Source organism: Proteus sp. Marseille-Q3619, from assembly GCF_965283115.1.
On the sequence record NZ_CBDIMP010000001.1, the window covers coordinates 618,959 to 644,781 of the forward strand.

Annotated in this window: 25 protein-coding genes; 12 read left to right on the forward strand and 13 right to left on the reverse strand. The window is 38.7% G+C overall.

The window, feature by feature from the left end:
• Window positions 1-335: 335 nt before the first annotated feature.
• Window positions 336-4,304 carry a trifunctional transcriptional regulator/proline dehydrogenase/L-glutamate gamma-semialdehyde dehydrogenase gene (gene putA / locus ACWPWK_RS02900; RefSeq protein WP_109374191.1) on the forward strand — a complete coding sequence of 1,323 codons (3,969 nt, stop codon included), beginning with the start codon at window positions 336-338 and terminating at the stop codon, window positions 4,302-4,304.
• 435 nt (window positions 4,305-4,739) lie between these two features.
• Here the strand turns inward: putA and fliZ are convergent, their stop codons facing one another.
• From fliZ to ACWPWK_RS02920, 4 genes are all read right to left on the reverse strand, one after another.
• Window positions 4,740-5,270, reverse strand: a complete 531-nt coding sequence (fliZ, locus tag ACWPWK_RS02905) for a flagella biosynthesis regulatory protein FliZ (RefSeq protein ID WP_196573827.1) — start codon at window positions 5,268-5,270, stop codon at window positions 4,740-4,742.
• Window positions 5,271-5,328: 58 nt separating this feature from the next.
• Window positions 5,329-6,051 (reverse strand): RNA polymerase sigma factor FliA, encoded by a 723-nt coding sequence (locus tag ACWPWK_RS02910; protein ID WP_036912728.1) that lies wholly within the window; start codon window positions 6,049-6,051, stop codon window positions 5,329-5,331.
• A 439-nt stretch (window positions 6,052-6,490) separates the two neighbouring features.
• Window positions 6,491-7,606, reverse strand: a complete 1,116-nt coding sequence (locus tag ACWPWK_RS02915; RefSeq protein WP_109373770.1) for a FliC/FljB family flagellin — start codon at window positions 7,604-7,606, stop codon at window positions 6,491-6,493.
• A gap of 445 nt (window positions 7,607-8,051) precedes the next feature.
• Entirely contained in the window at window positions 8,052-9,197 is a 1,146-nt protein-coding gene (locus ACWPWK_RS02920; protein ID WP_454208298.1) for a FliC/FljB family flagellin, read from the reverse strand.
• A gap of 387 nt (window positions 9,198-9,584) precedes the next feature.
• On the opposite strand from ACWPWK_RS02920, the gene fliD reads away from it, so the two are divergent.
• From fliD to fliT, 3 genes are read left to right on the forward strand one after another with little or no spacing between them, the layout of a single operon-like run.
• Window positions 9,585-11,015, forward strand: a complete 1,431-nt coding sequence (gene fliD / locus ACWPWK_RS02925; RefSeq protein WP_109373772.1) for a flagellar filament capping protein FliD — start codon at window positions 9,585-9,587, stop codon at window positions 11,013-11,015.
• 19 nt (window positions 11,016-11,034) lie between these two features.
• Window positions 11,035-11,433: a flagellar export chaperone FliS gene (gene fliS / locus ACWPWK_RS02930; RefSeq protein ID WP_109373773.1), complete on the forward strand. Its 399-nt coding sequence runs from the start codon at window positions 11,035-11,037 to the stop codon at window positions 11,431-11,433.
• 18 nt (window positions 11,434-11,451) lie between these two features.
• Complete coding sequence (gene fliT, locus ACWPWK_RS02935) at window positions 11,452-11,805, forward strand: flagellar protein FliT (RefSeq protein ID WP_023581843.1); 354 nt, start codon at window positions 11,452-11,454, stop codon at window positions 11,803-11,805.
• Window positions 11,806-11,941: 136 nt separating this feature from the next.
• Here fliT and ACWPWK_RS02940 read toward each other — a convergent pair whose 3' ends face one another.
• Entirely contained in the window at window positions 11,942-12,412 is a 471-nt protein-coding gene (locus tag ACWPWK_RS02940) for a GNAT family N-acetyltransferase (protein WP_109373774.1), read from the reverse strand.
• Between the two features lie 242 nt (window positions 12,413-12,654).
• Window positions 12,655-12,936 (reverse strand): hypothetical protein, encoded by a 282-nt coding sequence (locus tag ACWPWK_RS02945; RefSeq protein ID WP_109373775.1) that lies wholly within the window; start codon window positions 12,934-12,936, stop codon window positions 12,655-12,657.
• A 299-nt stretch (window positions 12,937-13,235) separates the two neighbouring features.
• Here ACWPWK_RS02945 and tnpA point away from each other — a divergent pair, with 299 nt between their 5' ends.
• Complete coding sequence (gene tnpA, locus ACWPWK_RS02950) at window positions 13,236-13,694, forward strand: IS200/IS605 family transposase (protein ID WP_109373776.1); 459 nt, start codon at window positions 13,236-13,238, stop codon at window positions 13,692-13,694.
• A 139-nt stretch (window positions 13,695-13,833) separates the two neighbouring features.
• On the opposite strand, the gene ACWPWK_RS02955 is transcribed toward tnpA, so the two are convergent.
• The 7 genes from ACWPWK_RS02955 to fliE form a co-directional block, all read right to left on the reverse strand.
• Entirely contained in the window at window positions 13,834-14,967 is a 1,134-nt protein-coding gene (locus ACWPWK_RS02955; protein ID WP_109373777.1) for a hypothetical protein, read from the reverse strand.
• Window positions 14,968-15,318: 351 nt separating this feature from the next.
• Entirely contained in the window at window positions 15,319-15,534 is a 216-nt protein-coding gene (locus ACWPWK_RS02960) for a hypothetical protein (RefSeq protein WP_023581839.1), read from the reverse strand.
• 104 nt (window positions 15,535-15,638) lie between these two features.
• On the reverse strand, window positions 15,639-15,869 hold the full coding sequence (locus ACWPWK_RS02965; protein ID WP_109373778.1) for a DUF6500 family protein: 231 nt from the start codon (window positions 15,867-15,869) through the stop codon (window positions 15,639-15,641).
• Window positions 15,870-15,923: 54 nt separating this feature from the next.
• Window positions 15,924-16,262 carry a GlpM family protein gene (locus tag ACWPWK_RS02970; protein WP_196564485.1) on the reverse strand — a complete coding sequence of 113 codons (339 nt, stop codon included), beginning with the start codon at window positions 16,260-16,262 and terminating at the stop codon, window positions 15,924-15,926.
• A 169-nt stretch (window positions 16,263-16,431) separates the two neighbouring features.
• Window positions 16,432-16,704: a hypothetical protein gene (locus ACWPWK_RS02975; protein WP_109373780.1), complete on the reverse strand. Its 273-nt coding sequence runs from the start codon at window positions 16,702-16,704 to the stop codon at window positions 16,432-16,434.
• Between the two features lie 567 nt (window positions 16,705-17,271).
• Window positions 17,272-17,523, reverse strand: a complete 252-nt coding sequence (locus ACWPWK_RS02980; RefSeq protein WP_109373781.1) for a hypothetical protein — start codon at window positions 17,521-17,523, stop codon at window positions 17,272-17,274.
• Between the two features lie 361 nt (window positions 17,524-17,884).
• On the reverse strand, window positions 17,885-18,196 hold the full coding sequence (gene fliE / locus ACWPWK_RS02985) for a flagellar hook-basal body complex protein FliE (RefSeq protein WP_162558386.1): 312 nt from the start codon (window positions 18,194-18,196) through the stop codon (window positions 17,885-17,887).
• A gap of 276 nt (window positions 18,197-18,472) precedes the next feature.
• On the opposite strand from fliE, the gene fliF reads away from it, so the two are divergent.
• The 7 genes from fliF (at window position 18,473) to fliL (ending at window position 25,820) form a co-directional block, all read left to right on the forward strand.
• Window positions 18,473-20,200, forward strand: a complete 1,728-nt coding sequence (gene fliF, locus ACWPWK_RS02990; protein ID WP_109373783.1) for a flagellar basal-body MS-ring/collar protein FliF — start codon at window positions 18,473-18,475, stop codon at window positions 20,198-20,200.
• Window positions 20,197-21,195, forward strand: coding sequence for a flagellar motor switch protein FliG (fliG, locus tag ACWPWK_RS02995; RefSeq protein ID WP_109373784.1), 999 nt, complete (start codon window positions 20,197-20,199; stop codon window positions 21,193-21,195). The genes fliF and fliG overlap by 4 nt, the downstream gene beginning before the upstream one ends.
• Window positions 21,188-21,907: a flagellar assembly protein FliH gene (gene fliH / locus ACWPWK_RS03000; RefSeq protein ID WP_109373785.1), complete on the forward strand. Its 720-nt coding sequence runs from the start codon at window positions 21,188-21,190 to the stop codon at window positions 21,905-21,907. Before fliG ends, fliH begins: the two co-directional genes overlap by 8 nt.
• A complete protein-coding gene (gene fliI / locus ACWPWK_RS03005) occupies window positions 21,907-23,274 on the forward strand; it encodes a flagellar protein export ATPase FliI (protein WP_088495230.1) in 1,368 nt (455 codons plus the stop codon). The genes fliH and fliI overlap by 1 nt, the downstream gene beginning before the upstream one ends.
• Window positions 23,275-23,310: 36 nt before the next feature.
• Entirely contained in the window at window positions 23,311-23,757 is a 447-nt protein-coding gene (fliJ, locus tag ACWPWK_RS03010) for a flagellar export protein FliJ (RefSeq protein ID WP_109373786.1), read from the forward strand.
• Entirely contained in the window at window positions 23,757-25,160 is a 1,404-nt protein-coding gene (locus tag ACWPWK_RS03015; RefSeq protein ID WP_109373787.1) for a flagellar hook-length control protein FliK, read from the forward strand. The genes fliJ and ACWPWK_RS03015 overlap by 1 nt, the downstream gene beginning before the upstream one ends.
• A 177-nt stretch (window positions 25,161-25,337) precedes the next feature.
• On the forward strand, window positions 25,338-25,820 hold the full coding sequence (fliL, locus tag ACWPWK_RS03020) for a flagellar basal body-associated protein FliL (RefSeq protein ID WP_109373788.1): 483 nt from the start codon (window positions 25,338-25,340) through the stop codon (window positions 25,818-25,820).
• Window positions 25,821-25,823 lie beyond the last annotated feature (3 nt).

Below are 25,823 nucleotides of genomic sequence, written 5' to 3' on the forward strand. Positions count from 1 at the left end.
ATTCACATCAATCCTAGAATAGGTTAACTGCATTTAACAAGAAATTAACGTCTAAATGTTTAAATTTTGTATATGACTTCACACTATTTGTCTTAATTCGAGGGTGTATTATAAATATAAACATCAACAAAATAAATATAATTTATTGATTTATATATAAATATATAGAGAAAATAAATTAGATCACTTTTAATCACCCACAAAACCTGACTACTTTCACATTATTTATAAATAAATTGTTAACAATGTTGCACAAAGTTGCAACATGAATGATATTAATAAAAATAACGGGTAACTGTACTTGTGAATTAGAAATAGAATATGAGGAGCACTGCATGAGTAGCACAACAATGGGTGTTAGACTTGATGAAGAAACCCGCAATAGATTAAAAGAAGCTGCACAGAAACTAGATAGAACATCGCATTGGTTAATTAAACAGGCTATTTTCAATTATCTAGAACAAGTTGAAAATGATCAGGTTAATCTTGGTAACTCAACATTTACAGAGCAAGATATTGATGAAAGCACTGAAACACCAACCGCTCATTATCAGCCTTTCTTGGAATTTGCTGAACATATTCACCCACAGTCTGTTTTACGCTCAGCAATTACTTCTGCCTATCGCACCCCTGAAATACAAGCAGTACCGATGCTATTACAACAAGCGACCTTACCTGAAAATGAGGCACAAGCAACGCATAAATTAGCCTATTCCATTGCCGAAAAATTACGTAAACAGAAAAATGGTATTGGACGATCAGGGTTAGTTCAAGGTCTATTGCAGGAATTCTCACTTTCTTCACAAGAAGGTGTTGCCCTTATGTGTTTAGCAGAAGCTTTATTGCGCATTCCAGATAAAGCCACTCGTGATGCACTTATCCGCGATAAAATCAGTCATGGAAACTGGCGTTCACATTTAGGACAAAGTCAGTCTATGTTTGTGAATGCGGCTACATGGGGCTTATTATTCACAGGTAAATTAGTTTCTACACATAATGAAGAAAAACTGTCTAACTCTTTAAATCGCATTCTCACCAAAAGTGGCGAGCCATTAGTCCGTAAAGGTGTTGATATGGCGATGCGTTTAATGGGTGAGCAATTTGTGACCGGTGAGACTATTTCTCAAGCACTCGCGAATGCGCGTAAACTTGAAGAAAAAGGCTTTAGCTACTCTTATGACATGTTAGGGGAAGCAGCATTAACAGAAAAAGATGCTCAGGATTATTTAGTTTCTTATCAACAAGCGATCCACGCAATTGGTAAAGCCTCTAATGGCAGAGGTATTTATGAAGGCCCGGGAATATCTATCAAGCTTTCAGCATTACATCCTCGTTATAGCCGTGCTCAATATGAGCGAGTTATGTCAGAGCTTTACCCTCGCCTACTCTCATTAACATTACAAGCAAAGCAATACGATATTGGTATTAATATTGATGCGGAAGAAGCAGATAGACTTGAGATTTCACTCGATTTACTTGAAAAACTCTGTTTTGAACCTGAATTAGCAGGTTGGAATGGTATTGGCTTTGTTATTCAGGCTTACCAAAAACGTTGTCCATTAGTTATTGATTATGTGATTGATTTGGCACGCCGTAGTCGTCGTCGCTTAATGATCCGTTTAGTAAAAGGCGCCTATTGGGATAGCGAAGTAAAACGCGCTCAAATTGACGGTCTTGAAGATTATCCAGTCTATACTCGCAAAGTGTATACCGATGTCTCTTATCTTGCCTGTGCGAAAAAACTACTCGCATCACCTAATTTTATTTATCCGCAATTCGCGACACATAATGCACACACACTGTCAGCAATTTATCATTTAGCAGGTCAAAACTATTATCCTGGACAATATGAGTTCCAGTGTTTACACGGTATGGGTGAACCCCTTTATGCTCAAGTTGTCGGTAAAATAGCAGACGGAAAATTAGGTCGCCCTTGTCGTATTTATGCACCAGTAGGGACTCATGAAACATTACTTGCTTATTTGGTACGTCGTTTACTCGAGAATGGCGCGAATACTTCATTTGTAAACCGAATTGCTGATACCACAATTTCTCTTGATGAATTGGTGGCAGATCCGGTCAAAGAAGTGAATAGAATGGCTCAAACAGAAGGCCAAATTGGGCTTTCTCATCCTAAAATTCCGCTTCCTAATAAACTGTATGGTGATGAACGCAAAAACTCACCGGGCATTGATATGTCAAACGAACATCGCTTGGCTTCGCTTTCTAGTGCCTTATTAACATCAGCAACCGAAAATATACATTGCGAACCTTTATTAGGTGATACGTTTAATTCTTCAGAAAAAAGACAAGAACCTCAATCTGTATTAAACCCAGCCAATCATGCGGATATTGTAGGTACAGTAAGAGAAGCCACAGAAGCCGAGGCAGATTTTGCCTTAACCATTGCTCAAGAAAACGGTGAGATCTGGTTTGCAACACCACCAGCGCAAAGAGCTTCATTCTTGATCCGTGCTGCGGAATTAATGGAGCAGCAAATGGGATCACTTATGGGAATATTGGTGCGTGAAGCGGGTAAAACTTATAGCAATGCGATTGCTGAAGTTCGTGAAGCCATTGATTTTCTCTATTATTATGCGGCTCAAGTCGCTCATGATTTTGATAACAACACACATCGTCCTTTAGGGCCTGTGGTTTGTATCAGCCCTTGGAACTTCCCATTAGCGATATTCAGCGGACAAATTGCGGCAGCTTTAGCAGCAGGTAATACCGTTCTTGCAAAACCCGCAGAGCAGACACCTTTAATTGCATCAAAAGCCGTTGAACTTTTCCATCAAGCAGGTATCCCTTCTTTTGCACTACAACTGCTACCAGGACAAGGAGAAACCATTGGTGCACGTTTAGTGGCTGATGAGCGTGTTCGTGGCGTGATGTTTACAGGTTCAACAGATGTGGCTCATATTTTACAAAAGACCTTAGCAGGTCGATTAGACAGTGAAGGTCACCCTGTACCTTTAGTGGCAGAAACTGGTGGCTTAAATGCTATGATTGTTGATTCATCTGCATTAACAGAGCAAGTGGTGACTGATGTTATGGCATCTGCTTACGATAGCGCGGGTCAGCGTTGCTCTGCTTTACGCCTATTATGTATTCAAGAAGAAGTGGCTGATCATACTATCGAGATGCTTAAAGGTGCGATGGCACAAGCCACAATCGGTGATCCAAGTTTGCTATCCACAGATATTGGCCCTGTTATCGATAAAGAAGCAAAATCAGGCATAGAGAAGCATATCCAATCAATGCGCACAACAGGCTTCGATATTTATCAAGCGTCACACAATAGTCTGTCAAAACACATCGAGAATAACAGTACCTTTGTTCAACCGACTTTAATTGAATTAGATAAAGTCAGTTCATTGAAGAAAGAAATCTTTGGCCCTGTGTTACATGTTGTACGTTATGCAAGCCAAGATTTACCTGCATTACTAGAAGAGATTAATGCAACAGGGTATGGGCTAACAATGGGCGTTCATACGCGTATTGATGAAACAATTGCTTATGTTGCCTCAAATGCCAAAGTGGGAAATTTATACGTAAACCGCAATATGGTTGGTGCAGTTGTGGGTGTTCAACCTTTTGGTGGTGAAGGATTATCTGGTACAGGACCAAAAGCAGGCGGTCCTGTTTATCTGTATCGCTTGTTATCTAAACGTCCTGAAAATGCCGCAGCGCAAACACTAGCACGCCAAGATGAAACACTTCCTCTTGATACTTCTATGCGTAATTCGTTATTACAGACTTATCATAAGTATATGGAGTGGCTATCAAGCAGAACGGATAAATCACATTATGAAGCTTTAGAAAAATATGCTCTTGCATCCCAAGCAGGAACATTACGCGTATTACCAGGCCCTACAGGTGAACGTAATACTTATCAATTAGTCCCTTGTGGTAACGTACTTTGTATTTCAGATAACGAACAAGATGTATTCACTCAAATTGCCGCTGTTCTCGCTTCTGGTTGTCATGCCGTTGTCGTTAATAGCCTATTTTCACAAAAAACATATCGTGAATTGCCTGATATTGTTAGAAAAGCCATTACGCTGACTGAAAATTGGAATGATGAGTCACTGAAAATAAATGCAGTGATTTACCATGGTGATGGTGATCAATTGCGTGAAACTTGCCAGAAAATTGCTCAACGCAAAGGTGCGATAATTTCTGTTCAAGGATTTTCTCGTGGTGAGATAGGTCTATTGTTAGAGCGTTTATTACATGAAAGAGCATTGAGTATTAACACCGCTGCTGCGGGAGGTAATGCAAGCTTAATGACAATTAGTTAATTACTCCATCTCTTTCTCTCCTTGTCTTTGAGACCACCTTTAAAGTTTGTTTTCTTAAAGGTGGTTTTTTCTTTTGTTACTCCATTTTTCTAAAGAGATAGCCCAAAATATTATTTTTTTGAATGCTGTGACTACTCTCACTCTTTTTATATTTATTATTCGCGGCGAGTTATTTTCGTAAATATACTTACGCCCAAGTCAACCTAGAAGTTGATTTAATTATATCTTTATGAATACCTGAAACTTGCGCCCCACTGTGGGCGCTTTTTTTTATCTAAAAATAGGTTATTAGTGCAAATATCCTTATTAAAGGATAAACAAAAAACTTTTTTAAGATAAGAGGAAAAGCAGAAAGGTAAATAAAGTGTGATTATCAGCGACAAAAGAAAAAGGAGTAGGCTAGGCTACTCCTTTTAAGGTCTCTCTTGAGCGCAATTAGTGACTGCTACTCATCGATGGTGGCTCTTGGCACCAATCGAGATATTGCTCATACTTACGTAGCGCAATGTTGTAGTTACTAAATGCAGAGGGAGTGAGCTTTTTACTCAGGTCTGACTGAATTTTCTCTGTCGTAAATTCTTGACGCGGAAAATTAGTTGAAGTCAGTAATTCATCGAGCCGACGTAAACGAACCACATACTCACGAACAGTACTGTGGCTCATCTCCGTTTGTTCAAACAAATACTGCTTAAAAGACATAATGTCAAAGTAGTCAGTTTCACTATTACAGTAAATCTCACTACAGAAACGACATAGCGCAGAAAACTTCTCTTGTAACGATCCCCACGTTTCATCATCAACTAAATCTGTCATTTCAGAAATGGCTTCTTTATTGATGACTTGGCGATTGAATACGAGAGAGATCCGATCAAGCGCCTTGTGGCAATGCAGACAATGAGTCTGGCTATGTTTATAGTCTTTAATGTAACGGCTTAGCGGCCGTTTCTTTTGTGTTGAAACAGACATAAGAGATAAAGCCCTGTGTTGTAGTCTTAATAAACAAAAACAAAAATAAGCAAAACTTCTATTTCTCTGGGTTTAAGCGTGCTCGCAGCCTTTTTATGGCTTGGCTGTGTAGCTGGCTCACGCGGGATTCCCCGACATTAAGCACTGCGCCTATTTCTTTCAAATTAAGTTCTTCCTGATAATACAGAGTAAGAACCATTTTTTCCCTTTCGGGAAGCAATTCTATCGCGTCTATGACTCTTTGGCGAATATCACTTTCTAATAACATCTGTAATGGATTGTCATCATGATCTTCGTCTTGAGACGGTTCACAGCTTTCACCGTAAATTTCATGCCATTCGTCATAAGAGAACAATTGGCTGTTATTCGTATCCAATAGGATCTGCCGGTATTCTGCTAACTCAATCTGCAAATGATCAGCAACTTCCTGTTCTAATGGGGGTCGTCCTAGATCCTGCTCTAATTGATGAATAGAATGGGTAACTTCTCTTGCATTGCGACGCACACTGCGTGGCGCCCAATCTCGACTGCGTAGCTCATCTAACATGGAGCCACGGATACGTTGAACAGCATAAGTGGTAAAGGCAGCGCCTTGCATTGAGTCATAACGCTCAACAGCGTTTAATAACCCAATTCCACCTGCTTGCAAAAGATCATCCAATTCAACACTCGCAGGTAACTTGACCTGTAATCGTAATGCTTCATGGCGAACCAACGGGACATATCGCTCCCAGAGGCTATTTTTGTCCATCACGCCTTCGGCGGTATACAAATCACTCACAACAAAAGACACCTTTGGATAAAAGACCGGAAACCATTATCTGGCTAAATAAATTTAGCAATCGACTGAACAGTGAAGCAAAAGCGCCTCTTTTTCACCTATGCCAAATTTTCAGTAAAAATTGGGTTTTCATTGATAATAATTTGTCATTGCATTACGAGAACTACTTTACCTTAAATGATCGCCGACTAATCCTTAGAAAAACCGTTAATTAAATTGATAATTTAGCTCATTAAAAGAAATCGACGTATTGAATATGCATTCTGTTCATAAAAAAATAACATATAAATCATAGTATTTTATTTTGTGATATTTTAGCTTCTTGGGCGTAAGTTAAAATACTCATGAATGATTAATTAAAAAAACGATTGTTTTGATGATAAAACACCCACTGAAAAAATTGCAGTGGGTGTGATTTGAGGATTATTTAAGATTGAAATTAACGAAGTAGTGATAATACGTTTTGAGGAATTTGATTTGCTTGAGCAAGGACAGAAGTACCCGCTTGTTGCAGTATTTGACCACGACTCATATTAGAGACTTCAGTTGCATAATCTGCATCTAAAATACGACCACGAGAAGCTGATAAATTATTGACGGTATTATTTAAGTTAGTCACTGTTGATTCAAAACGATTTTGCACTGCACCTAATTTAGAACGCCCTTCATCAACTTTACTAATTGCAGAATCTAATGTTTTTAACGCATCATCATTTACTGTTAATACTTTAACATCAACACCCGCATTGGCGGTAAATTCGTTAGCCGCTATTTTTGATGACGCTTTGATATTCAATTCATCTTTTGTTGTTACACCAGTCAGTTCCAAATCTGATGCTGAAACTAAATAGTTTTTAGTACCATCATTAAAGATATATTTTCCTTTAATTTCTTTACCGTCTTCCTTATAGGTAAATAAAGTCATACTACCTGACATTTTAGTTGCACCAGTTACCACCTTACCAAGATCAGCTGTTGGCACGGCAGTTCCCTTTTCAGTCACCCCTTTTTTAACGGTTGATTCAGTGTACAATTTATCGTTTTCAACACCTAAAGTGCCATTATCGATTTTATCTAATTTAAATTTGATCGCCTCTTTATCATTCGCACCGACTTGAATAGTCATTTCGGTATCACCGCTCAATACATGAACGCCATTAAACTGAGTTTGTTCAGAAATACGATTAATTTCTGCTAAACGTTCAGTAACTTCATTTTGAATAGAAGAAATGTCAGACGTTGAATTAGTTCCATTTTTTGCTTGAACAGTTAATGTACGAATACGCTGTAAGTTATTAGTAATTTCATCCAATGCCCCTTCTGTGGTTTGAGCAACAGAGATACCGTCATTGGCATTACGAGAAGCTTGTGTTAACCCGTTAATATTTGAAGTGAAACGGTTTGCAATCGCTTGACCTGCCGCATCATCTTTTGCGCTATTAATGCGTAAACCAGAAGACAAACGTTCAATTGCTGTGCCTAAAGCGCCTTGAGATTTATTTAAATTATTTTGAGTCACTAAAGACAGATAATTTGTATTGATAACTTGTGCCATACAATATTCCTTCAACTTGATTTTAAAATGTTTTTAATGAATAGGTTTGTTATTACGTCACTGTAATAACGTTGCCTAAACACTATCGTCATCAATTTTGAGAGTTTTACGATTTTTGACGTCAAGAAAATAGCAATAAAAGCCAGTTAGTTAATTTGTAAGGAATAATTGATTGCAAAAAAAAGAGGAAATGATCGAAAGAAAAAATAAAACTAAAAAAGAGTGGGGTTAAATATAAAATACTGAGAGCCTATATTCTAAATAATTCAACATGTAGTTAGGCAATAAATAAGTGAGTTGCTAAGACAATGGAACTATGGTCAGTATATATCCCCTGCTTAGTGTTAGAAGAAAAGTATGAATATTTTTTAACGTAAAAAACAAAAAAAGACCCTCAGATGAGGGTCTTTGATATAGAAAGGTATCTTTTGTGTCAGAGTACGAATTAACGTAACAGAGACAGAACAGTTTGTGGTACTTGGTTTGCTTGAGCAAGTACAGAAGTACCAGCTTGTTGCAGGATTTGACCACGGCTCATGTTAGAAACTTCTGTTGCATAGTCAGCATCTAAGATACGGCTACGTGCAGCAGATAAGTTGTTAACAGTGTTGTTCAGGTTGTTGATAGTAGATTCAAAACGGTTTTGAATCGCACCTAAAGAAGAACGCATACCATCAACAGTGTTGATAGCTTCGTCTAACGTTTTCAGTTGAGTTTCTAATTTCTCAGCTTTTTTTGATTCATCAGCTGTTAAAGATTTAACTTGTTCGCCAACGTTATAAGAAATTTTACCAGCTTCACCAGCACCTGTTGCAGTGGCTTTAAATGTTACTGTTTTACCATCAACGGTACCTTGAATATACTGTTGACCATCAGCATCTGCTGCTAATTTAGTCACAGTCATATCATGTTCTTTACCATCTACAGTAACTTTAGCTGTACCACCAGCTGCTAATGTAGGAGCATCACCAGCACCAACTTTTAATGTATCTAAATCAGTGTCTGTTAAACCAGCAATTAATGCATCAAATTTGTCTTTAGACATACCTGAAATTTCTGCACCGACTTCTAATGAGTCTACTTTCAGCGTTTTGCTGTCAACTTTTTTCAGATCAAATTCAATTTTTTCTTTGTCGTTAGTACCAACGTGAACGGTCATTTTTTCTTTTTCGCCGCTCAGTACTTTAACGCCGTTGAATTGAGTTTGTTCAGAAATACGGTCGATTTCTTTTAAACGCTCACCAACTTCTTCTTGGATTGATTTGATATCTGATTCTGAGTTAGAACCGTTTTTAGCTTGAACTGTTAACTCACGGATACGTTGTAAGTTGTTGTTGATTTCGTTCAAAGCACCTTCAGTAGTTTGAGCGATAGAGATACCATCGTTCGCATTACGTGCTGCTTGAGTTAAACCATTTACGTTTGAAGTGAAACGGTTAGCAATCGCTTGACCTGCTGCATCGTCTTTCGCGCTGTTGATACGTAAACCAGAAGACAGACGCTCGATTGCACTTCCTAAAGCTCCCTGAGATTTATTCAGGTTGTTTTGAGTTACCAGAGACAGATAGTTGGTATTAATGACTTGTGCCATAGCTAGATTCCTTTAAAATCAAGTCGATAAAATAAAAGTTTGCCTATTCATTTTCGGTGTTAATCACCGGCAACAAGTTTATCGGCACTCCACATACAACCTTTAACTTTTCCTACAAAAATTTCTGCGATTTTTTATAGAATCGATATCAAGTTAATGATAAATAAAGAAATTAAATTATCATTTTTTTATTTATTTTTTATCAATTTTCGTCTCAACGTTTTTTTAACCCATCTAAATTCGACTTTGGTCATCAATGGCAATAAAAGGCTTCTATATGGCAGCCTGTTTCACTCATCAAAAATACTAAATAGACGTAAACTTTTCGCCGATTCTACCGATAACATTTTTTGAGGATCATTTTACGAACACAGAAAGGAGACCAGTATGGCTGGTATTGCTTCACTAGGCGTAGGCTCAGGGATGCCTCTAGGTCAAACATTGGCACAATTAGAAGCGGCGGAAAATAAGCGCCTTGAACCCCTTGATAAACAGATGAAAAGCTATGACGCTCAAATTACTGCTTACGGTAAAATGCGCGGACAGCTCGATAAATTACAAAAAGCATCAGAAGATTTAAAAAAATTCGACAAAATTGTAGGTACTAAAGTTGAAGATGAATTTGATGCTTTTAAAGTTACCACTGATGGTAAAGCAAGTGTCGGTAACTACACCGTTTCTGTTACCCAATTAGCTCAAGCTCAAACATTAAAATCTACAGCAGTCAGTGATGTAAAGAAACCGCTTGGGGAAACCTTAGGTGAAGGTAATAAACGGACATTAGTTATTACACAACCCGGCGAAGAAAAACCATTACGTATCGAATTAGAAGATAAACAAACTTCAATTCTTGAATTACGTGATGCTATCAATAAAAAAGAAGGTAATGTTTCAGCGACTATTGTTAAAGCTGATGATAATACTAGCTATTTAGTGCTAACTTCACGTAAAGAAGGTACTAAATCTGAAATGAAAATCACCGTTGAAGGTGATGATAAGTTAAATCAATTCCTGTCGAATTCAACGGCCAAAGACGATGCATCACATACATCAGGCATGAGACAAATTGTTGACGCTAAAAATGCGAAATTAACCGTTAACGGAATTGCGATTGAACGTCAGACTAATGAGATTAAAGATGCGCCTGAAGGGATCGTTTTAAATCTGAAAAAAACCACTGACAATAATAAAGATGGTGTCGATAAGCCTGAAATTATCAATGTAGCGCGTGACATTGAACCAATGAAAAAGGCGATTAAAGCCTGGACTGATGCTTATAACGAACTGAGCACAACGTATAAAGATTTAACCAAATACACCCAAGTTGAAAAAGGCGAAGAATCGTCTAAAAACAACGGGGTTTTATTAGGTGATAGCACCAGCCGTATGATTATGTCTGAGCTAAAAAGCTTTGTTACTAGCTCACAAAGCACATCTGAATTAGATACCCTTAATAAAATGGGTATTAAATTTAAAGTCGATGGCACATTAGAAATCGACAATAAAAAACTTGATGATGCGTTAAAAGAAAAGCCAGCTAACGTCAAAGAGTTTTTTATGGGTGATGGTAAAGAGACAGGATTTGGTACTCAAACCTATAATTACCTAAAGAAAACACTGCAATCTACAGATGGCACCTTAGATATTGCCACTGATGGTGTAAAAAAACGTAAAAAAACGTTAGATAACCAAATTAAAAACACTCAACGCAATATTGCCGCCACGATGGAACGTTATAAAAATCAGTTCCAACAGTTAGATAAAATGGTGAACTCCATGACTAACTCTAGTGCATCAATCGGCCGTTTATTAATGTAATTTTTAAAAGTAGGATAATATGTATCAACAATCAGCCAGTAAAATGTATGCTCAAATCGACGTTGAAAGCGAGATTTTAAATGCCACGCCTTACCAGCTGATCCAGATCCTATTTAATGGGGCGCTTAGCGCCCTTCGCCGTGCATTAATATTAATGGAGCAAGGAAATATCGTAGGTAAAGGCGAAAATATTTCTAAAGCCATTAATATTATTGGTAACGGGTTAAAGCAAGGTTTGGATAAAGAAAAAGGTGGCGAGCTTGCAGAAAATCTGGAGCTCCTTTATGACTATATGGTTAATCAGCTACTCAATGCTAACTTAAAAAATAATCCAGAAAAAATTCATGAAGTCATCAAGCTCTTAACTGAAATTTCTGATGCTTGGCAACAAATCGGCACACAGATTAATTCTTATTAAATTAGAGTGGATAACAATATGGATATTATGGCGGCTTACGAGCATGTTTTAAAATCAAGTGAGCAAATGTTAACGCTTGCCAAAGATCAGCAATGGGATAAGCTGATAGAAATGGAAATGGATTATTTAAAAAGCGTAGAAAGTATCACTAAGATGATAAAACCTGCTGACGGTGAGCTGAGACTACAACAACGCCTCACAGATATGCTAAAGAAAATCTTAGAAAACGAAAATGAGACGCGAAATTTATTACGGGCTCGTCTAGATGAGCTTGGCATATTAATAAGACAGACTGAACAAGAGCAGAGGGTACAAAATAGCTATGGTCAGTTTACAGAACATAGTTATTATCCTGATCTCAACCTGAAATAACTCTCCTCTGCGCCAAAAGCGGTTTTATTAGCTAATGGCGTCTTTATTTAGAAAATAACATCTCTTATTATTCAGCTTAATTTGTTATCGGTAACGTGAAAATCAACATTTACCATTTTTGTTCTTTTGGTTTTGATTACATAGACATAGATTGTACAGATTGCACTAACACCATATCAATATGTGGAATGTTATCTTCAAGATAAGTTTCTGAATCGATAACAAAACCATGTGATTGATAAAATGAGACTAAATAAGTCTGTGCCATTATTTTTATTGTATGGGTATTAAATTGACGACACGTAGTTGCAATCGCCTCTTTTATTAACTGATGAGCAATACCACTTCCTCGCTGATGTTGAGCAACAATCACTCGCCCTATTGAGGCTTCTTTAAATGCGATACCTTGCGGTAATAAGCGTGCATAAGCAATCAGTTGCTGATCCTCTTCCCCTTTCGCAAACAGATGTAATGTATTTTGATCTAACCCATCCAGATCTTGATAAGCACATTGCTGTTCACAAATAAAAACCTGATTTCTTAATGCCAAAATAGCGTAAAGCTCCTCTGTGGTGAGTTGTGAAAATGATTTTAAAATCCAATTCATACGCTTTATCCCGTGGTTTAAAAGTGATAACAAAACAATCAATGATAATGCGATATCATCGACAAAATTTGTGTTTAATATAAATAATGAAATGATAATGTTGATAGTGCGTTTTTATAGTGAGAAACGCAAAAGAATAGATACTCAATATAGAAAAGTAGACGATAAAACTATCAATCTCAATACGTTCAGACTCCCCACGAGCCTTTATTACTTTGCTTATCTATTTTATAAAGATAATCTTAAAGTCGTTCTAACCCTTTCCACGCTCTATTTTTTACTTCTGTCACTAAAATGGCAGGATTTAAGGTTATTTTCTCTGCAATTGAAAAAGCCAACTCGATAACTTCTTTATGATCTTTAGTTTCAGTATGGTAATTAAACTCTGCAAGAGGCAGAACATATTTACCTTTGAATCCATCAATCTCTTTTTTAAATCCTTCTTTTACCATCTTTTGTGTTAATAACACATAGTCTGCATTTTCAGGATCAGATAACTCAACTCTAACAGTAAACTCAGGCATAGAAACCTCCTACAGTCTGTCTATGTCTATTGGAATTCTGTTAGCTCTCAAAGGGTAGTATATTAAATCACCCCTCATTTTCCTAGTCAGAAACTGTGATAAATAATGTGATAATGATTGAAATTAGAATCGCCCACTTCACTGTGGGCGACTTATTGTGCACAGAAAACCCCCGGCTAGGCCGGGGGTTCCGGAAAGCTTACAGCTATAAGCCAGTTATAAAACCCCTTTTGATTTGTTAAAACATATTGCGGTCTGGCAACTGCAATAGTTCAACAAAAAATCAAAAGGGGGTCCCAATGGAGGACGAAAAGAGCTTAGCGCATACACGGTGGAACTGTAAATATCATGTGGTTTTCGCACCAAAATATCGAAGACAGGCATTTTACGGCGAGAAACGCCGAGCAGTAGGTAGCATACTCAGAAAATTATGTGAATGGAAAAATGTGAATATTCTGGAAGCGGAGTGTTGCCCAGATCACATTCATATGCTTCTGGAAATACCGCCAAAGTTGAGTGTTTCGGGTTTTTTGGGTTACCTAAAGGGTAAGAGCAGTCTGATGCTGTACGAACAATTTGGCGATTTAAAATTCAAGTATAGAAACAGGGCGTTTTGGTGCCGTGGTTTTTATGTGGATACAGTAGGTAAGAATACCTCGCGAATACGGGAATACATAAAACATCAGTTGGAAGAAGATAAAATGGGAGAGCAATTATCGATTCCATATCCAGGTAGCCCGTTTACGGGCAGTAAGTAACATATAGATGCAAATGTCAGAGCCGTTATATGCGTCTGTTAGGACGCGGCAGGTAACAAAGCCTTATAGGCGCATATTAAAAACCTCCGGCTATGCCGGAGGATATTTATTAGCTCATAATAATCTGATAAATAATAATTTATTTAATCACATCATAGAGTTGCTGATTAGATAAGTAATCTGCGGTTAAACCTACTGATGGATTATATTGTCCACCGTGGATCTCAGAGAATGCTTTACCCTCTTTACCTAATGAAACTTTACGTTCATCTTTACCCGTACTTTCATGGATAGAATAGGTTTTACGACGCATTGCTATATATTTATCTGCATCATTAGCAATATCGGTGTGATAGCCTGTAATTTGTGTATCAGTTAAGGCTAATTTATTTGCTAAATCACAGCCCCAGCGAGTTAAACAGACTTCTGCAAAGTGGCGAACCACTAGACCCGGTGCATATAATGCATTTTCGCCTTCACTACCATCAATAGAAGCATTACCCACTAATGTGGCATGGCGTCCTGAAATAGGGAAAATATGCATTTTTGTATCAGCAGCGACGGTTGGGATCACGCAAGTAAATCCTTTAGAGCGTTCATCTCTTGCATAAAATCCGACATATTCTTTAACGTTTTTACCAAGCGTGACTTTTTCAGGTTGGAAATTCAGTGGCCCTGGAACAGGATCAATAGCAAAAATATTCACAGGAATATCTTTTAATTGAGGATCTGCCAACATCGCATTCGCTAACATATGGCAAGTAATACCACCACGACTCCAACCCACTAAGTTAACTTGTGTTGGAATAATGCCATCTTTACGGAAGATTCGAATAATTTGCTGTTGAAGTTGTTGCTGAGTGACTTGACGATCGCCATAGTCATATTTACGCCATAAAAAAGAGCCTGTTACTTTGACATCTTCAATGGGAATGCCCGCTTTTTTCAGTTGGTTATACTGCTCTTCGGTTAACTTTTCACGTTGCCAATCAAAGTTACCTTTCATTAAGCAAAGTGCATGCTTCACGTTTTCTTCCCAACCACTACCAAATAGCGAACCCTTGATATCAGAGTAATTAGGACTTTCAACCCATAAATCATCTTCTTGCAGATTACCACTACCTGGGCCATCAACAATAAACCACTGTGCAAACTCTCTTCCTTGGTTGTTTTGCGCTAAAGTGGAGACTAATTCGCCTTGCCAGAAGGTCGGATTATTATTATCAAATGAGTTAGATCCGGTACCACATAAATAAACGGTTAATACTGTCATAATTAAATTTCCTTTTATTAATAACTAAAAAATCAAAATAATGATTCTTATTTCCTTGTATTGAGCTATTCCTTAGCCCACATGCACATTAACCATAAGCCTTTTTTTATTCAATGAGTAAAAATAAATTAGTAGAGCTGAGATCACATAATTGAATCTTACTTAAGTAAAAGAAACAAAAAAGCGCTATCAGATCAATGTAATTAAATTATATAAATGAACACCTTATTTTTTATTATTTCGATTACTAAATCGGTTTATAAATAAAGTACATTAAATAACCAATTCTTAGATTTAGATAAAAAAATCCCACATTAATTAAATGTAGGATTTTCTATTAGGTAGAATGTCTTATAAACGATTAAAAGCAACTACTCTCACCGCAGGAATATCAGCTTGTGCTCCTTCAGCAACTTCCTGACATGCTTTTTCTAACGCAATATGGGGTGTGATCCCACTCTCTGTTTCTACAATTTTATGTCCGGCGTAGGTATCACCATTTCTGGAACGCACTTTATACGCAATAAACCAATATTCCATATCATCACCGTTTACGTTATTAATCATGTAATTACCATAGCCGTTTATGACCGGCTTTAATGTGATAATAATCAATAATTTTTAGTTTAATAAAATCGTTTTATAAAAAGATGAACTTCATCCTAGGAAAATTAGCCGTGATCTTCCATTTCTGATTGCACTAATTTTTTTATTTTTACTGCTTTTTCAAAGTGATCAAATTTATGTATCATTATCCACCATGTTGCAACTTCCATAATTAATTCAGGGTTGTCATTTTTATTAGCAAAAAAAGCATAAAATGATAATCCCACGCCCTCTCCTTTAGCTGAAATTTTGTCATTACATATTTGAATTATTTTTTGTTGTAGTGCTTTTCTCATATTCTCTCTATCTTTATTTTTTGGCGTAGTAATAAATAGGTAAGAGTAAATACTCTATCCATGAAGTTTATTCCATAACTGAATAAGCAACCAAGCCGCGATAATCCAGCAAATAACCGCCGTAGCCAATGCTGTAAATAGTTTTACATAGTTGATCATCACATAGAGTGAAATAAGGTAAATCATATAAGGAATAACAGCCCATAAACTAAAAATAATTGTGGTTCGTAACGCATCAATAGAACGTTCAGAGCCAACAATATAATGTGCAATAAGCGCAAAAGTTGGAAATAACGGAACCAATCCCGCAATATAGTAATGACGAGATTTCGATAAAACGGCGATTAATACCACTACAAACGCACCTATCAGTGCTTTAATCAGTAATCCCATTATTTTTTCATTAAGTTATAAAAACCTTACTACTATCATAACTATTCATCTTGGTATGTGAGCTGGTTTTATTTTTAGTTATTTAAAATGTTATTAAATATTTACCATTAGAAAAAGCCCAATAAAATTATTGAGCTTTGGAGCGTATTAAATTTTCTTTGAGCAAACATTAGTCTTTTTGCCAAGAAATATCTTGTTCACGTTCATCTGTTCTCAGCAAAACCAACTCGCCTAACTCGGTTGTTTTATAGGTATTCGTTCTATAATGCTTCGTTTTTTTCCCTGTTTGAGGATCTTTTGTGATCCAATAAATACTACCTTCAAAATCAATCCCTTGGTAATAAGTCGAAAAACGTTTACGTTCACCGTCATGCCAACCGACGACAATGACTGATTGAGTACCCGCAGTCAGTTCTTCTAAAGGAAATTCAGAGAGTAGCAATCCATTATCACCAATATTAGCAGTACAGTTTTGCCCTCCAACAAAAGAAAATACTTCACAAGGGCACCAACCGAAAAATACAGATGTACTTATTCAACTTTTGCATGATGATTTTATGGAATTTTGTCGTTTTGACGTTTGCGTTAATAAAACAGATACAATTAACAATCTTACAAACGACAATAGCAATATAGCGATTTATTAAGAAGATTATCAAGGTTCACAACTAAGTGATGCTGTGATGCTGTGATGCTGTTAACTTATACCAGCTATCAAATAAAAAAATAAAGCAGACTCACCACTCATCTGTCTGGATAAAAAACCATCATAGTGATTGGCAATTACGGTTTCATCAAGGCACAGATAAACCAATTATCTCTTAGTAATTTCCACATAGTTATCTCCTTAAATCTCGTTTAAGAAGATAATAGGGCTGACTCTAAAAGGAAGGTCTAGTATGGATTTGTTATTTAATTCGTATTTTTGTCAATGACGTTTCTACTTTTTAAATTAGCTCATTTATCTTATTTGGACACAGAACTCAAAATAATGAGTTCTGTCTCAGACTTATTTAAACTCAAAATGGAAAAAGCAAGAAACTATATAGACGTCTTTGTTTTTTCGTATAATTCGTTTTACATTTTTTACTTTCCATAATGAAATCTCCTTTTCGTCCTCACCATGTTGAAGACAGATCATTTCATCTATTTTTGCCAATTCAAAATCTGAAAGCGAGCCATATTCTTTACTTAATATTTGACCACTGACATTTCTAGGTGCACTTGATTCTGGATGGACAGAAAAAATAACTTCAACCACAATAACGTTCTCCAATATTGTTCATATCATTACTACTCTATCGAATAATAGGTTAAGTAACTTATTTAACCATTACTTTTGATCTTTTTTGAAATATAAGAAGAGATAAAAGAGTGAGTTACTTTGATATAGATGTGCAAAAGCGCACATCAATAAAATGATGTGACTATCCTATCTGCACAAAGGGGCACTCATTATCATAAATAGCAAACAATAGTATAAGTATTCGAATGTTTAATCACATTCGAAAGCTTATATCATCTATTCAATGATATTGAGCAAGATGCCCCACTCTATTTTGATTAGGTGTTTCTTATCACGTTATATAAAAGAAAAGTCACCTTTATCAAATGATAAGGTACTACACCTGCATCGACATGATTTCTTGATAAGCGGCAACTAACTTATTACGTACTTGTATGCCCATTTGTAATGAAATACTGGATTTTTGCATATCCACCATCACATCGTTTAATTCAACACCTGGTGTACCTAAGGTAAACGCTTGAACCTTGTTGGTTGCATTCATTCGAGTTTCATTAATTTTACCCACGGCTTGAACAAGCTGAGTTGCAAATCCTGCTTGTACTGGCTGGGGTTTCGCAATATTGGATGCTTGCAAAGTCTGGATTTGCATTTTATCCAGAACACTTTCAATAGCTGGAATTGACATATAAACCTCTGCGTTAATCATCTAATTCAATTACTGAATCAATGTCATAGTAAGGAAGTGAACCAACACGCTTACCGAGTTATACCCTAACACAGGGGCTTCATTCCAAAGCGAGTAATTAACGCAAAAGTTAAGGGCTAATTACGCCATTAAATGAAACGCAAAAGGCCAATAATGAGACACCTGAGAGTAGGTTTATTTATTTGCGTAAGGGGAGTCTGTTTTGTTACGCCACGCTTTTAGTATTCATCCCGAACTACAAGGCAAGGATTGTCTATGAATGCCGAAAAAACCGACGTTGTGAACCAGAATAAGGGTTTTAACGCCATTATTAACCGGATAAAAGCCGATCCGAAAATTCCGCTCATTATTGCGGGTTCGGCGGCTATTGCCATTTTTGTTGCTGCATTTTTATGGTTACAAAGCCCTGATTATAAAGTGCTTTATAGTAATCTTAGCGATAAAGACGGTGGCGAAATTGTCACACAGTTAACACAGATGAATGTACCTTATCGCTTGTCACAAAATGGCGCAGCGATTATGGTGCCTGACAATCAGGTTCATGAATTACGCCTGAAACTCGCGCAAGCGGGGCTTCCAAAAGGCGGTGCTGCCGGTTTTGAACTGTTAGATAAAGAAAAGTTCGGGATCAGCCAATTTAGTGAACAGATTAACTATCAACGTGCACTTGAAGGTGAGCTTGCTCGCACTATCGAGACATTAGGTCCTGTACAAAATGCCCGAGTTCATTTAGCACTACCAAAACCATCTCTTTTTGTTCGTGAACAGAAATCCCCTTCTGCATCCGTTACGGTGGGTCTTTTACAGGGTAGAGCGCTGGATGAAGGTCAAATTAATGCCATCGTGCATATCGTTGCGAGCAGTGTTGCAGGTATGCCTGATAGCAGTGTGACCATCGTCGACCAAAGCGGCAAATTATTGACACAACCTGATGCATTAGGTCGTGATCTTAACTCTATCCAACTGAAATATGTTCAAGAGCTAGAAAGCCGTTATCAGCAACGTATTGAAACGTTATTAGGCCCAATTGTGGGTCGTGGAAACGTTCATGCACAGGTGACTGCTCAAGTTGATTTCTCTCATACAGAAGAGACTGCTGAAGAGTACAAACCAAACCAACCACCAAATCAAGCTGCAGTGCGTTCAAAACAATTGAGCCAAAGTGAGCAAAACGGTGGCATGTTAGCTGGCGGTGTTCCTGGTGCATTATCTAATCAACCTGTTGCTCCACCACAAGCACCTATTGAAGCGCCAAAAGCGCAAGAAGGTGAAAAAGCAGATGACGCCAATGCAACGGGTACAAATCGCACATTAACGCGTAATCCAAACAGTAATAGCCGTTTAGATGAAACAACCAACTATGAAGTTGATCGCCGAATTCGCCATATCAAGCGTCCAGTAGGTAATGTCGAGCGTCTTTCTGTCGCTGTTATTGTGAACTACAAAACAGTTGAAGATAAAAAAGAAGCCACTGAAGGCGAAGAGCCTGTTGTTGAAACTAAACTTGTTCCGCTAACTGATGAGCAAATTCAGCAAATTGAAGGGCTTGTTCGTGAAGCGATGGGCTATTCCCAAGAGCGTGGTGACTCTTTAAGTGTCGTGAACTCACAGTTTAACGATATTGAAGAGAAAGTGATCACCGTTCCTGTATGGGAAAACCCAGATATTCTTGCGAAAGCATTAGATTTAGGTCGCTGGTTATTACTTGTCATCATCGCATGGATCTTATGGCGCAAACTGGTGAAACCACAGCTTGAAAAACGCCGTGAAGCTGAAGTTGCTGCACAGAAAGCCGTGCTGAAAACCAAGCTACAAGTTAAAGATGATGTTGATGAAGCAGAATTAGATGACGAAGCAAGACGTAAACAAGCACGTAAACGTGTGAGTGCCGAATTGCAGAGCCAACGTATCCGTGAAATGGCAGAGAAAGATCCTCGTGTCGTCGCAATGGTAATTCGTCAATGGATGAGTAAAGAGCAATGAGTAATAACTTAACTGGAACCGAAAAAAGCGCCGTTATGTTACTAACTCTCGGTGAAGACCGAGCGGCGGAAGTATTTAAACATCTAAGTACACGAGAAGTTCAGCAACTCAGTATTGCAATGTCATCAATGCGCCATATCTCAAATCAGCAATTAATTGATGTTATGGCAAGCTTTGAAGAAGATGCGGTTCAATATGCCGCATTGAACGTGAATGCAAATGACTACTTGCGCTCTGTTCTTGTTAAAGCCTTGGGTGAAGAACGCGCTAATAACCTGTTAGATGAGATCTCTGAAACACGAGAAACTTCAACAGGGATTGAAACACTTAACTTTATGGAGCCACAAATGGCTGCCGATATTATCCGCGACGAACATCCGCAGATTATCGCAACCATCTTGGTTCACCTTAAACGAGGTCAAGCGGCAGATATTCTGGCACTGTTCGATGAGAAACTGCGTAATGACGTGATGCTTCGTATCGCGACATTTGGGGGTGTTCAGCCGTCAGCATTAGCAGAGTTAACTGAAGTACTGAATAACCTGCTTGATGGTCAAAACCTCAAACGCAGTAAAATGGGTGGTGTTCGTACTGCTGCTGAAATCATCAACTTGATGAAGAGCCAGCAAGAAGAGAATGTCATTACTGCGGTTCGCGATTACGACGGCGAATTGGCACAAAAAATTATCGACGAAATGTTCCTGTTCGAAAACCTTATCGATATCGACAACCGTTCAATTCAGCGCATTCTACAGGAAGTGGAATCCGACTCCTTGGTTGTGGCATTGAAAGGATGCGATCAAGAGCTGCGCGATCACTTCCTTGCCAATATGTCACAACGTGCTGCTGAGATCATGCGTGATGACTTGAGTTCTCGCGGCCCTGTTCGTATGTCTCAAGTGGAAGCAGAGCAGAAAGCAATTCTGCTTGTGGTACGCAAATTAGCAGAGACTGGTGAGGTTGTTCTTCATGGAGGAGACGATACCTATGTCTGATAAACATACTGATACTAACTGGAAGCCTTGGGTTCCCAAAGAACTCACTGATTGGGCATTAAATGTCGAGGACACGACAGAAGACGAAAAGGAAGTCGAAAAACAGGAAAAAGAAGTCGTTCAGCAACAGAAAGTCCTTGAGCAAATTAATATGCTTGATGACATGAAAGAAAAGGCTCAAAAATTGGGTCACGCTGAAGGCTTTGAGGCAGGGAAAAACCAGGGTTATCAGGAAGGCTATCAGGCTGGATTACAATCAGGTATTGAAGAAGGTATTCGCCAAGGCATTGCTCAACAATCACCATTAATTAATGAATGGCAAGGATTGTTGGCTGAGTTTAGGCACTCTTTAAATGGATTAGACAGTGTTATTGCTTCACGTTTAATGCAAATCGCCCTCACAGCGGCAAAAGAAGTTCTAGGTCAGCCTGCTGTTTGTGATGGGTCTGCATTACTGGCGCAGATAACCTTAATGTTGCAACAAGAACAAATGTTCTCAAATAACCCACAGTTAAGAGTTAACCCAAAACATATTCCACAAATTGAAAAAGAGCTGGGTGATTCACTTTCTGCTCATGGTTGGAAAGTGGTTGCCGATAACAGTATTCATGTTGGTGGATGCCGTGTTGTGACAAATGATGGCGATCTTGATGCCACGATTGCAACTCGTTGGCATGAGCTTTGTCGTCTTGCTGCTCCGGAGGCGTTGTAATGACAGCAAGATTGGGGCGTTGGTTAGAAAAACTCAGTGATGCAGAAGCACGTTTAAATAAAATTCCGCGTGTACGTCAATATGGTCGTTTAACCAGAGCAACAGGTTTAGTCATGGAAGCTAAGGGGCTTGTTATGCCCCTTGGCTCTACGTGTTTAATAGAACGTACCATTGGTAAAACTGTTGAAGAAGTTGAAAGTGAAGTCGTTGGGTTCAATGGTAGCCAAATGTTGTTAATGCCTTTACAGGAAGTCGAGGGATTAACACCGGGTGCTCGTGTTTATGCACAGGCCACTCCGGGTGGTGAAAATGAAGGTCGCCAATTGCCTCTTGGAGATGCGCTGTTAGGGCGTGTTTTAGATGGCTCTGGTTATCCTTTAGATGGTTTACCGCCACCCGATACAGGTTATCGTGCGCCACTGATCACTCCACCTATCAACCCACTACAACGTACCCCTATTACGGATGTACTGGATGTAGGCGTGCGTGCAATCAACTCACTGTTAACCGTGGGTCGTGGTCAGCGTATGGGGCTTTTTGCAGGCTCTGGTGTAGGTAAAAGTGTGCTATTAGGTATGATGGCGCGTTTTACCCAAGCTGATGTCATTGTTGTTGGATTAATTGGTGAACGTGGACGTGAAGTTAAAGACTTTATCGAAAATATTCTCGGTACTGAAGGTTTAGCACGCTCTGTGGTTGTAGCAGCACCTGCTGACGTATCACCACTTCTTCGTATGCAAGGTGCTTCTTATGCAACGCGTATTGCAGAAGATTTTCGTGATCGCGGAAAACATGTCTTACTGATTATGGATTCACTCACACGTTACAGTATGGCGCAACGTGAAATCGCTCTTGCTGTAGGCGAACCGCCTGCAACCAAAGGGTATCCACCTTCTGTCTTCGCTAAATTACCTGCACTAGTCGAACGTGCGGGAAATGGCGTTGATGGTGGTGGTTCTATCACGGCGTTCTATACTGTTTTAACTGAAGGCGATGATCAGCAAGATCCAATTGCAGACTCTGCTCGTGCGATTTTAGATGGTCACATTGTGCTTTCGCGTTCTCTTGCAGAATCTGGGCACTACCCTGCTATCGATATCGAAGCCTCTATTAGCCGTGCAATGACATCACTGATTGATAAAACACATTATCGTCGCGTACAAGTATTTAAACAGCTTTTGTCTAGCTATCAACGTAACCGCGATTTAATTAACGTAGGTGCTTATGCTGCGGGTAGTGATCCTATGCTTGATAAAGCCATTGCACTTTATCCGTCCCTCGCGAAGTTCTTACAACAAGATATCCAAGAGCAATGCAGTTATCAAAGTGCATGTGAGCAACTTAATCAACTGATCACAGTAAACTAATTCTGAACATAATCAGAGAAAGTAAAGAGGGTTCCAATGCGGGAGCAGTCACCTTTAGTGACACTGAGAGAACTGGCACAGACAGCGGCTGAACAAGCCGCTATTCAACTGGCTCAGGTCCGGCAGAGTCATCAACAAATGGAACAGCAACTCAATATGTTGATTGGGTATCAGGATGAATACCGTGTACGTCTAAATGAAACGTTGAATTTGGGGGGGATGTCGTCAGCATCGTGGCAAAACTACCAACAATTTCTCAAAACGCTCGAATTGACTATCGAACAACATAAACAACAACTTCAACATTGGCAGACGCAGCTCGATCTTGCAACTGAACAATGGAGAGAAAAACAGCAACGACTCAATGCATTTGAGACTTTGGAGCAACGTGCTGAAGATAGCCGTAAGCGACATCTTGATCGTATTGAACAGAAACAAATGGACGAGTACGCACAGCGTAGTACTTTACGGAGAACAACTTGATGGAGATAACGCTTCTGACCATGGATGTCGCTGCAGCCTCTTCGGGAACGACATCCGCTTCAAATAGTCAGCCCGGTGATAATGCCCCGACATTTGCTCAGCTTTTGGGCTCTCAACCCCAAAATACACAGAGTGATAAAAAGACAACCAATATCACAAACCATTCAACGAAAGAAAACAAAGCACATTCACACTCTGATGAAGACAAAACAAAAGAAGACGGTAGTCATCTTGCGTCTGTCACCACAGAACCCAATGTGATAGAAGAGTCATCTCTTGAAAAATCTCAATTGACTCTGACTTTGCCAGATAATGAACAATTTGCGGCTATTGTTGAAAATAAAACCCCTTCTTTATTAATGTCAGCAGAAGAACTTGCCGCTGAACTTCCCGTTCAGTTAGCAGGACTACCTGGATTAAAACGGCTTACCCTTCCCTCAGAGCAACTGACTCAAGCATTACAACAGCCTCAATCAGTTAAACGTGGTGAAGATTTAGCCTCGTTAGCACGCACTATTTCAAAAGATGGTGATATGTCGGACTTCAACCTTACCGACAAGCTTAATCTATCAAAATCAGATGAAAAGTCCTTGTTAACCCAGCTACGTCCAGAGACGGCAACATTAGCAACAGAAAGTACGCTTGTCGCTGCTAATCAAACAGAAAAGCCTTCTGCGAAAAAAGTAGATAGCATTGCGACACTTTTAACGCCAACAGCAGAAAAAGTGAATGCATTGCTAAACGGCGATAAGCAAGTTGCAAATGCAAAATTAGCGGACAATGTTGCTCAGCAAATGGTGACAGGTAATCGTGTTGTAGAAAGCGATCTTCACAACACCCTTTCTACCTCTTCTTCTTTGGCTTCGCAAAGCATTACGGGTCATGCTCACTCTTCAACACAACCACAAATGCAATTTTCACCGATGGCAGCACAGGTATTAAATGCACAAGTGGGAACACCAGAGTGGCAACAGCAACTAAATCAACAAATTGTGATGTTTAGCCGTAATGGCTTACAAAAGGCAGAGCTACGTTTACACCCTGAAGAGCTAGGTTCATTGCATATCCGCATGAAAATAGAAGATGGGCAAGCGCAGTTGCACCTTGCTTCACAAAACGGACAAGTTCGTTCTGTATTAGAAAATGCCATGCATCAATTGCGTCAAGCTCTCTCTGAAAATGGGATCCAGCTCACGCAGAGTCAGGTGTCTAGCGACACTCATGACAGTTGGCAACAACAAAATATGTCAGATTCCTCTCAATTTAGTGGAGATGGTGCCGATAATCATCAAGGAAGCGAGGGTAATTCTCTGCAATTAGCCTCTGAAACGGCACTACAAAAGATAACCCTTACGCCTCAAGAATTAGCATCTGCTCGTGGTGGTGTTGATATTTTTGCCTAATACAAATGTATTGGGAGGACACCCTATGTCAATAAACGTAAGAGTTAATGGTTTTTTCCCTATCTGTTTCTGCAATTAAAAAACAGAAATAGCGGGATAATTAAGGTTGATTTAGATGGATATGGAAGTCCACAACAGTGAACACGTATCCACTACAAAACAGGAATTTAACTGTCCATGTCTAATTACAGCAATGAACGTAAAAGCTATAGCTTAATTCTGATCATCGTATTATTGGTGATCGCCATTATTGCAGCGGCATTCGGTGGATATAGTTGGTGGGCATTGAAGCATGCTAAATCAGGTTCAGCGGGCACAAATCAGGAAAAAGTTATACCAGCACCCGTTTTTATGTCATTAGAACCCTTTACAGTAAATTTAATTGATGACGAAGAACACTTAGACAGAGTGCTCTACATAGGGATCACATTAAGATTACATAATGAAGAAACTCGTAAACGTCTACATGATTATTTACCTGAGGTTCGTAGCCGCTTGTTATTACTGCTTTCTCGTCAACAGGCTAATAAGCTTGCGACAGACAATGGAAAACTCCAGCTAATGACGGATGTAAAAGAAACGCTGAGACCGACTCTCGTACCGGGAGAATCTGAACAGATCCTCTCCGATGTACTGTTTACCACGTTTATTCTGCGATAATCA